Genomic DNA, 10,594 nt, shown 5'->3' with positions numbered 1-10,594 from the left:
TTGCATTCGGAGGCCGCCCACGTGACTTCTCGTAAACTTGTTTTCAGGAGATCGGCCAGATGGAGCGGCGGTGGAAGAGCCGGCGTTTGGTCGTGGCGACGGTCGGCGAGCCGCCGCGGCGCTTGTGGGCGAGCTTTCGCCGGGCCAGCGCGACGAGGTCGGGATACAGCGGGCCGCTGGCGAGTCCCAGGGCGACGATGAAGCCGACCGCTCGCGTGGCGATCCCCGCTCGGGCGATCTCGTCCCCCTTGCCGCGGCGCTCGATCGACGAGATCGTCAGGCTCTCGTCGCCGGAGACCAGGCCGGCGGCCTGGTCGGAGTGTTGTCGCAAGGTCGCGGCCAGGTCGTCGGCGGGCGTCGCCGTTTGCCGATGATGGAACGAGGCGACCATCAGGGGCAGGCCGCCCAGGCCCTTGAGAGCTGTGAGCGGCGAGAGGTCCTCGTCGGCCGTCGCGACATCCTGGGGATCGAGCCGATGCACAGTCGTTCGATCGGCGTCGCCGCCCAGCCTCAGCTTGAGGACCAGCTCGACGTCCTGGCCTTCCAGACGCTCGAGCGCGGAATCACGACCGTCTTGATCGTCGCGGCTGATCGACGGCGCGGGGTCGTCGATCGAGGTCGCCAGCGCGGGACCCATCGGGGCCGACCCTCGCGACACCAGCGGGCCCAGCGAGATCGACGTCGATTCGGAATCGATGTCGGGCGAATCGATCGAAGGGTGCGCGCCGTCGTTGCTGGGGATCCGGTTGCTCGTATTCGACACGTAGCCGGGCTCGATGCTCATCGCATTGTAGTTCGACGAACTCGTTGCAGGGCCGATGCTGAGGTGGTTCTGGGCCGTGTCGAGCGAGTTGGGAAGGTACGAGCCAGGCGGGATGACGACGACCGGCGGAGGACCACTCGAGTCGCCTGGCGATTGCGGCAAAGAATCGTCGCGCTGGACGTCTACCGTGAAGTTGTTCGGTGCGGAGAACGACGGGGGCGTAAGCGCTCCGAGCCCGTTGCCCGAGTCGGTCTGATCGGTCGAATCCGGTGAGCCGGTCGATGCGGCCGGCGATTGGGTGGACGGTTGGACCATGCGGACGACCAGGACTCCCCCCGGCGGCGGCGACTGGAGGGTGACGACCAGCGTCTGTCGCGAACTCGTCGACTGAGTCGCGACCCCCGTGACCGATGCGATGAGCACCCCGTCCGCCCCGATGAGGTACATCTGATCGACCATCACCGTGGACGACGTGCCATCGTCGTGTTCGGGACGGACGGCCAGTCGCAGGGTGTTCGTGTTCGGGCCGACCGGCACCTTGAACGACATCCAGCCTCGGTCCGAACTGAGCGAGCCGTAGATCGAAGTGTCCAGCGACCAGGGAACCTTCGGCAGTTGGGCCAGGCCCTCGGGCGTCAGTTCCTTGGCTTGCTCGGCCAGGGTGTCCGGATCCGGGATCGTCGAGGGGGCCTCGCTGTTGATGAGGGTCGCGTCGCTCGATGGGGGACCGTCCAGCGACGAGAGGATGTTGCCGTCCTGATCGCGCAGGAAGATCGCCGGACGCGTGATGATCGAGAGACTCAGCTCATTGTTCGCGGAGATCTGTCGCGGCGATACGGCGTCGATCGCGGGATCATGGACGTTGGTCGTGGACGGGAGCAGCGAAACCGACACCGAGGTCGACTGCGACGACGGCGCGGTCACCGAGACCTGGGCCGAAGCGGGAGCCGACGCCAGCCCCAGCGCGATCGGGTCATCGACCGAGTTGGAGGCCAGCTCGCCGCCAAGACTCAGAAGCATTCGCGCTTCGAGAAGCTCAAGGCTCCCCGAGCGGATCGCTCGACGCGAATCGAGTACCGCGCGCCGCGTCTTGGTTCGGCGTCCAGCCTGGCGGAATGTGTGCCAAGGTCCATGCACGGTTGTCGCCACCATCGGTCTCCGACTGCCTGATTCCATTGCAAGGCAAGACCGGCCATGAATTCTATCGGCGAAGCATTAAGAATGTCGAGCGCGATCATACGCCTTATGGTAGCATCTCGAAATCCGGCGACATCCGCCGACAAATCGCAATCCAGAATTTCGGGCCCCGGGGCGGAAAGCCAACTCCGGCCGCGACATCGGTCATAAATCGCGGTCCCGATGAGAGCCGCCGCCGTCAATTCTCTCTAAGAGAATACGCTCCTCGACGTTGGATCTTAGGAAGTAAACTGAAGACGTGGGCCGGAAACCATTTCCGGGAACCGGAAGGTCGCCGGAAACGTCCAAGCTCTGCGATCGCCGCGCTGGCCGACTCGGACATTCGCACGTCCGCGTCGGCTTGCTTCCGACGCCGTGGAAACGCGGCGTCGACCGCGTCATCCTGTCGTCGCTTCTTGTTCTTACCTCGCGGAGGCCGATCCCGTGACGTCACCTCTCGATCGTATTTTACTGTGCGTGGTCGTCCTGGTGGGAGGGGGGAGCAAAGCCGCCCGGGCCGACGACCCCAAGCCGGCAGCAAAGCCTGTGGCCCCGCGAGGCGATCTTGCGCCCCCCGCGCCTCTCGTGCCGGGCGAGGTCGTCGCGGCGATGCAGGAGGGGAAGTACGACGAGGCGATCGCGGCGCTGCGCGACCTTCGAGCCAAGGCCAAGAGTGACGACGAACGGGCCTACCTGAGCTTCCTGTCGGCGATCGCCGAGCGGTCGGCGGGCCGCCGTGACGCCGCGCGGACCACGCTCGAAGCAGCCTTGAAAGACCTTCCCCGGGGTGTCTGGGTGCCCAAGATCCGCTTCGAGCTGGCCATGATCGAGCTGGCCGCCGGCAATCTGGCGAAGGCCGAGGAACTGGCGAGGATCGAGGCGCTCCCGCTGCTGGCCGACGATCGCAAGGACCGGCTGGCGGAGGTCTATCAGTCGTTCGCCGTCCGTCTGCTCCAGCCCGACGACCCGGCGATCCCCGCCGATCCCAAGGCCGCGTGGGACCTGCTGGCCCAGGCCCGACTGCTGGCGAAGGGGAAGACGGTCCGCGCCAGCCTGGAATTCACGATGGGGCGGACGAGCCTCGCCATGCACGAGAACGCCCGGGCCGTCCAGGAATTCCAGGATTACCTCCGCGACCATCCCAAGGGGGCCGATCGGTTCGCGGCTCGGTTCGCGCTCGGCGAGGCGCAACGGGACGAGAAGAGGCTCCTCGACGCCCGTCTGACCTGGACCGACCTGGCGCGCGACGTCGAGAAGCTGAAGCCTGACGAGACGACCCCGGCCGCGCGAGACGCCCGGACTTTGGCTCTTGCCGAGATCCCGTCGACGTACGGAATTCCCAATCCGCCCGACGACGCCAACCTGAACCTGGGCGTGGCGGCGATCCAGCGGTTCCTCGAAGCCTACCCGGCGCACCCCCGGGCCGTCCGCTCGGCGTACAACATCGGCGCTTCGCACCTGGCCCGGGGCAAGAGCGATCAGGCCCTCGCCGCCCTCTCGCGGTTCCTCAAGAGCGAAGGGTTCCGCGTCGAGACCGACGAGGCCCGCAAGGACCTCGCCGAGCTGTCGATGACCGCGACGTTCCAGTACGGTCAGATCCTTCAGGGCCAGCAGAGATTCGAAGACGCCGTCGCCGCGTGGAAAGGCTACCTCGCCGCGTATCCCAACGGCCCCCAGAGCGCCGACGCCCAGCGCGCGATTCTCGACACGCGGCTGCTCATCGCCGCCGACCACCTCAGGCGCGGCCGATACCCCGAGGCTCGCGCCGCCTGGAGCGACTTCGTGGCGCAGAACCCGCTCGACGAGCGCGTTCCGCAGGCCCTGTTCCTGATCGGCGAGAGCTTCTTGCCGGAGAAGAAGTTCGATCAAGCCCTCGCCGCCTGGTCGACGCTCGCCGGCAAGTTCCCCAACGCGGAGCCCGCCGCCCACGCTCAGTTCTTGGCCGGCTCGATCCTGGAGATCGAGAAGGGGGAGCCCGCCGCGGCGATCGACCGGTTCAAGAAGATTGCGGTCGAGCCCTGGAAGTCGCAGGCGAGCCAGCGGATCGTGGTCATGGAAGCGAAGGCGCTGACCGTCGTCACCCCACGCGCGTTTCGGAGCGGTGAGGCGCCGTTCCTGAAGATCTCCAGCCGGAACCTCGAACGGCTGACGTTCACGGCCTACAAGCTCAACGCCGAGGCCTTCTTTCGCAAGAAGCACGGACTCGAAAAGGTCGAGTCGCTCGACATCGGCCTCGTGGCGCCCGACGCCGAATGGACCGAGGACGTGCCGGCGTTCGCCAAGTACAAGCCGGTCGAATCGAACTATGAGCTGAAGAAGCTCGAAGTCCCTGGCGTCTACGTGGTCAAGGTCACCGACCAGAAAACCCTTCAAGCGACCTCGCTCGTGGTCGCCAGCGACGTCGACGCGATCGTCAAGACCTCGCGCGAGCAATTCCTGGTCTTTGCGCAGGACATGAAGACCGGCAAGGGGAGGCCCGGCGCGAAGGTGCTCGTCTCCGACGCCGGTCAGGTCGTACTCGAAGCCAAGACCGGCGCCGACGGCGTGCTGCTGCACGATTGGGTGCCGCCACGCGAGGGAGGACGGCGGCTGACCTACCTGATCGTCGACGGCGCCCACGTCGCGGGCTCGGGGCTGGGGGTTCTCGAGCAGGTCTCACAAGGCCTGACGCCGCGCGCGTACCTTTACACAGACCGGCCCGCGCATCGACCCGGCCAGAAGGTCTCGATTCGCGGCGTTGTCCGCGAGGTGCGCGACGGTCAGTACGCGACCTCGGCCGGCTCGGTCTACCACTTCGAGGTCGTCGACGCCAAGGGCCGCCAGCTCGTTTCGCGGAAGGTGACGCTCTCGGAGTTCGGCACGTTCCACGAAACCTTGCCCCTCGACGTCGCCGCGCCCGTCGGCGCGTATCGGATGCGCGTCTACCAGCCGGGCAAGAGCGATTTCGCCGGTGTGTTCGAGGTCCAGTCGTACCAGCTTGAACCGATCGACCTCGCCTTCGACCTCAAGAAGACCGTCTACTATCGCGGCGAGACCATCGAAGCCGACGTGAACGCCCGCTATCAGTACGGCGCGCCCGTCGCCCGGCGGCCTCTGAACGTGACCCTGCCTGACGGCCGCGTCCTCAGCGGCGTGACCGACGACGCCGGCAAGTTCCACATCTCGATCCCGACCGAGGGGTTCGCCGAGCAGCAGCCGCTGCGGCTTGCCGCCCAGCTCACTCAGGACAACGTCCAGGCCGCCTCGTGGGTGATGCTCGCCGTCCGAGGCTTCGAGATCAACGTGGAGCTGAACCGGGAGGTTTATCTGACCGGCGAGACCTTCGCGGTCCACGTGCGAACGTCCGACGCCCACGGCGACCCGATCTCCGAGAAGCTCTCGGCGGCGCTCGTCAAGCTGGTCAACCAGCATGGGCAGATCGTCGAGCGCGAGGTTGTACGCAAGGAGGTCGTGACCGACGCCTCGGGCAAGGGGGTGGTCAGCCTCAAGGCCGACGACCTCCAGGGCGGAAACCACCTGATCCGCGTCGCGGGGACCGACCGCTTCCGCAACCCGATCGTCGCCGACCGGCCGCTCTACATCTCGGGCAAGCAAGACGAGACCAAGCTGCGGATTCTGGCCGAGCGTCAACAGTACAAGGCGGGCGAGGAGGCGAGCGTCAACGTGCATAGCCGAGGCCGAGCCGGCACGGCGCTTTTGACGTGGGAGGCCGACCGCATCCTGTCGTACCGGATCGTCCCGCTGGCCGACGGCGACAACCCCGTCGCCTGGTCGGTCGACGGGGCGCAGTTCCCCAACTTCACGCTCACCGCCGTCCGGATGTGGGAGAACCAGTTCGACCAGGCCAAGCTCGACGTGGCGGTCGAGCGCGACCTCCGCGTGACGATCGCCCCCGTCAAGCCGGTCGTCGCCCCCGGCGATCCGGTCGAGGTCGACGTGACGACCGTCGACCAGCTCGGGCGGCCGGTCGCGGCCGAGCTGTCGATCGCGATGATCGACCAGTCGTTGCTCCGTCTGTTCGGCGACAGGCAGACGCCGATCGGCCCGTTCTTCTACGATCAGACCCGCACCGGCGCGTTCGCCACCGAGTCGACCAACACCTTCCACTACGCCCCGAACACCACGCCGGTCGCCCAGGCCGTCGTCGAGGAAGCTGAGATGGCGGCTGCCATGGCCGCCAACGCCGTCGACCTCAAGGCGGGGGAGACGCAGTTCTCCGACACGATCATGCTCGACCAACGAAGTAAGGGGCTGCTCGCGCCTTCCGCCGCTCCGGCCCCGGCGATGATGGGCCGCATGGCTGCGATGGGCGGCGGCATGGGGGCGATTGGCGGCGGCAGGGACGCGTCCAAGAGCCGAAGCCGGAGCTCACCGGCGGCCGCTTTCGACAAGGCCGTGTCCAAGCCAGGGTTCGCGGGGACGCAGTTCTTCCTGGCACCCAACGACGGAAATAACCCGGTGGAAGCAAAGCTGGCAGAGCTCGGCCCAGTCGGCTTCGATAAGAACCGCAATCCTGAGCTAATCCTGCCGCGCGAGCGGTTCGTCGAGACGGCGTACTGGAACCCCAGCGTCGTGACCGGCAAGGACGGCAAGGCGCGGGTGACGTTCAACGCGCCGCCGGCTTTCTCGGAGTACAAGATCACGGCGCGAGGCGTCACCGGCGGCGACACCCTGGTCGGGCAGTCGACCGCGACCTTGCGAGTCCGCAAGGATTTCTTCGTCGACATCAAGGCGCCGGCCTCGCTGACTCAGGGCGACAAGCCACAGTTCGTCGCGCGGGTCCATCATCTCGGCGTCGAGGGGACCGTCGCGCTCAAGCTGTCGGTCTACGGCGGCGGTCGCGATCAGGTCTATCCCAGGACGGTGGAGATCAAGGGGGACGGCGTCGAGGAGGTGTTCTTCGAACCGATCGAGGCGGCCGACGGCGGATCGATGCGCCTGTCGTTGAGCGCGACGATCGGCGAACGTTCCGACCAGCTCGCCGTCGAGATTCCGGTCCATCCCTGGGGCGTGCAGGCCTACGCCTCGGCCTCGGGGACCAGCAGCGACGGCTCGGCGGTGTTCGTGGGACTCCCCAAGGGGCGGACGTATGAGGACGCCGAGATGCAAATCGTCGTTTCGCCGTCGCTCGAACGGATGATCGTCGAGCTGGCTCTCGGTCGCGAGTATCGAATCCTCCGCAACAGCCTCAGTGCGAAGCTGATCTGCTCACCGGCCGACACGATGAGCGATCGGGCGGCCGACCTGCTGGCGGCGACCTCGGCTTTGACCTACCTCCGTCAGACTCGCCCCGACGGCTCGCCCGACGCGCAACGGCTCATCGATCGGATTCAAGGGCTCGTCGCCGAGCTGACCGCCGCGCAGAACGACGACGGCGGCTGGCCGTGGGTCAGCCCGCCTCGGTTCGCCCCCGGCGTAAACCAGCCCCCGAACGCGGCCAGTGAGCGGTTCACGTCGGCCTCGGTTTTCTGGGCGCTCGCCACGGCGGAACGCCTGGGGCTGCTGGCCGACCCGAAGGTCTGCGACAAGGCCGCCGGCTGGCTGAACCAGGCGATGACCGCCGGGGCGAACGCCCGCGACCGCGAGGCCCGCGCCGCGCTGCTCCACGCCCTCAGCACCCGCAAGGCCGCGAGCTTCGAATCGGCCAACAGCCTCAACCGCGAACGCCAGAACCTGTCGAACACGGCGCTCGCTTATCTGGCTCTCACCTTCGCCAACCTGGGACGGGCCGAGCTGGCCGGCGAGGTCTTCACGATCCTCGGCCCGCGCGCCAAGACCGAGCAAGTCGCCCCGGGACGCCGGGCGCGGCTGTACTGGGATGACGCCAACCAATCGGCCGGCGCGAAGGGGACGGTGGAAACCACGGCCCTCGTCTGCCTGGCCTACGCGACGGCTCGCGGCCAGGCGACCGAGCTTCCCCAGGCGATCGACTGGCTCGAAGCCCATCGGTTCGGCGCCGGATGGAACCCGCATAAAGCCAAGGGCGCGGCGCTCGCCGCCCTCGCCGCGTTCCACGGACGGTCGAAGGCCGGCGACGATCGGTACAAACTGACGGTCGTCGTCAACGACACGACGGTCGCCGAGATCCCGGTCGCCGGCGCGGCCGAGGGCCAGGTGATCGACGTGCCGGTCAAGGCCCTGAAACCGGGCGATTCCAACCGTGTCGCGTTCACCCTCGAAGGCCGGGGGACGTTCAGCTTCGCCGTCTCGATGACCGGGTTCACCCGCGAGTTCGGCCCCGATCAAGATCGCCAGAATCGTCCCGCCTGGGTCGATCGCCGGGTCTACTGGCCGGCCCCTCCCGAGTTGGACGGCAAGACGCTCCCCGTCGGCTTCGGCTCGGCCGTGAACCCGACGACGTTTGAAAACATCGCGACGCAGGTGGCCCTCGGCGGAAAGGCCCGGGTCGGCCTGACCGTCTGGCGGAACGTCCCCGCCGACACCCCCGACTGGGACCGCGACTTCCTCGTGGTCGAGGAACGCCTCCCCGCCGGAACGACGCTCATCGAGAATTCGGTGCAAACCTCGGCGACGTCGTATACCCTGGTCGACGGCCTCCTGACCTTCTACTTCGCCCCCGACCAGAATCCGGGCGGCATTCAGTACGACGTCTACGGCTACCTGCCCGGCCAGTATCGGACGCTCCCCGCGCTCGTCCGCAGCGCCTACGAGCCCGGCCGGTTCCACGTCGGCCAGCCCGGCGAGTTTCGGGTGCTGGCTCCGGGCGAGAAGAACACCGACCCGTATCGGCCGTCGCCCGACGAGTTGCTCGCGCGCGGCAAGGCGCTGTTCGACGCCGGCAAGCACGAGTCGGCCGCCGAGGCTCTCGAACCGCTGTTCGCCGGCTACACGCTCCGCGACGACGTCGCCAAGGACGTCTCGCGGATGCTCCTGTTGATCCACATCGGCCGCTACGACGCTCGCAAGATCGTCCAGTACTTCGAGGTCGTCAAGGAGAAGTCGCCCGAGCTGATCATCACGTTCGACCAGTTGCAGACGATCGGTCGCGCCTACCGCGACATCAACGAGTACGAGCGCGCGATGATCGTCTGGCGCGGATTGATCGAGGCCAGTTACCTCGAAGACGCGCGAGTGGGCGAACTGCTCCGCCAGCGCGGCCAGACCCTGGAGGCGATGACCTACCTGACCGACCTGTGGCGGCAGTACCCCAACACGCCGTCGATCGAGTCCGACTTCTTCGGTCTCTCGCAGGTCCTGGCCGACGCCGCGTCGAAGGCGTTCACTGACCCCGCGTTGCGCAAGGAGTTGGCCTCGGCCGGGATCACGAGGTCGGAGCTGTTGGTCCAGTCGATCCGGCTGATCCAGACGTTCCTGTCGCAGTCGCCCACCAACCCGACGGCCGACGAGGCCAGCCTGGCCCTGGTCGGGGCTCTGCTGGAGCTGGAGGATTACAAGAACGTCGTCAAGGCGGCCGGACGGTACGCGAAGCTTTACCCCAAGAGTTCGTTCCTGGACAGCTTCCAGTACAGCGAGGCGCTGGCCAACTTCCATCTCGGCCAGTACGACCGCGCCGTCGAGGTCGCCGAGGCGATCGCCAAGGCAACGTACAAGGACGCCGCCGGTGTCGACCAGCCCAGCACCAACAAATGGCAGGCGGTTTACATCCTGGGACAGATCTTCGACGCCCGGCGGATGCCGGCCAAGGCGCTCGAATACTATCGCCAGGTCGACGACCGTTTCAGCGACGCCGCCAGCGCCGTGCGGTTCTACACGCGGAAGGACCTCAAGGTCGCCGAGGTTTCGGTTGTGAGGCCCGCCGCCAAGCCGGTCGTGGCGGGCGCTCCGGGGTTTCAGGCCGTGGGCGTCGTGCGGCTCGCGCCGGGAGCGGCCAACGCCGCCGACCAGCCGCCGGGTATCAAGCTCGATTACCGCAACCAGGCGAAGGTCGACCTCACCGTCTATCCGGTCGATCTGATGCAGCTTTACCTCACCCGGCGCAACCTCAACGCGATCGCCGGAATCGACCTGGCGGGGATCACGCCGCTGCTCGAGAAGGAGGTCGTCCTCGGGTCGGGCGCCGACTACGACGATAAGACGCGGACCATCGACCTGCCGCTCGCCAAGGAGGGCGCCTACCTGGTGATGATTCGCGGCGACGACCTGTACGCGTCGGGCATCGTCCTGGTCTCGCCACTGGAGCTCGAGGTCCTCGAAGAACCGCCCAGCGGTCGCGTCCGCGTGACCGTCCGCGACGCTCGCACCAAGGAGTTCTTGCCCAAGGTGCAGGTCAAGGTGATCGGCTCCGCCAACCCCCAATTCATCTCGGGAGAGACCGACTTACGGGGCGTCTTCGTCGCCGAAGGGGTCCAGGGGCAGGCCACGGTCGTCGTCCGAAAAGACACGGCCGAGTACGCGTTCCATCGCGGCACGACCTACGTCGGCGCACCTCCTCAAGCGGCGAACGCAGAGTCTTCGAAGGCCGAGGGCCAAGCTTCCCCCAAGGATGCGAACCAATCGCTCGACGCCAACCTGAAGATCCAGAACCAGTCCAACTCGATGCGCCAGCTCAAGCGGCTTGAGCAGCGTTACCAGCAGGTGAAGCCCGAAGCGCTCCCCGGTGCCCCGGCGGGCGATTTCCACTGAGAATCGGGCGAGTGGAATTCGCTCGGAGTACGAACCATCATGACGTCGTGG

2 protein-coding genes are annotated in these 10,594 nt (G+C 67.1%); one reads left to right on the top strand and one right to left on the bottom strand.

Annotated features, from left to right (window positions below; all coding sequences use genetic code 11):
* Nucleotides 1–43: 43 nt before the first annotated feature.
* Nucleotides 44–1,783: a hypothetical protein gene (locus BSF38_RS11045; RefSeq protein ID WP_076345564.1), complete on the bottom strand. Its 1,740-nt coding sequence runs from the start codon at nucleotides 1,781–1,783 to the stop codon at nucleotides 44–46.
* Nucleotides 1,784–2,383: 600 nt separating this feature from the next.
* Here BSF38_RS11045 and BSF38_RS11040 point away from each other — a divergent pair.
* On the top strand, nucleotides 2,384–10,543 hold the full coding sequence (locus BSF38_RS11040; RefSeq protein WP_145952069.1) for an MG2 domain-containing protein: 8,160 nt from the start codon (nucleotides 2,384–2,386) through the stop codon (nucleotides 10,541–10,543).
* The last annotated feature ends 51 nt before the right edge of the window (nucleotides 10,544–10,594 follow it).

Source organism: Paludisphaera borealis (genome assembly GCF_001956985.1).
GTDB classification, from domain to species: Bacteria; Planctomycetota; Planctomycetia; order Isosphaerales; family Isosphaeraceae; genus Paludisphaera; species Paludisphaera borealis.
Note: the sequence above shows the minus strand (reverse complement) of the source record. Positions and strands in the feature narration are given on the sequence as shown.

Bases quoted from the DNA above. Each gene is read 5' to 3' on its own strand.
- BSF38_RS11045 (WP_076345564.1), bottom strand. From the start codon at position 1,783: ATGCTTCTGAGTCTTGGCGGCGAGCTGGCCTCCAACTCGGTCGATGAC.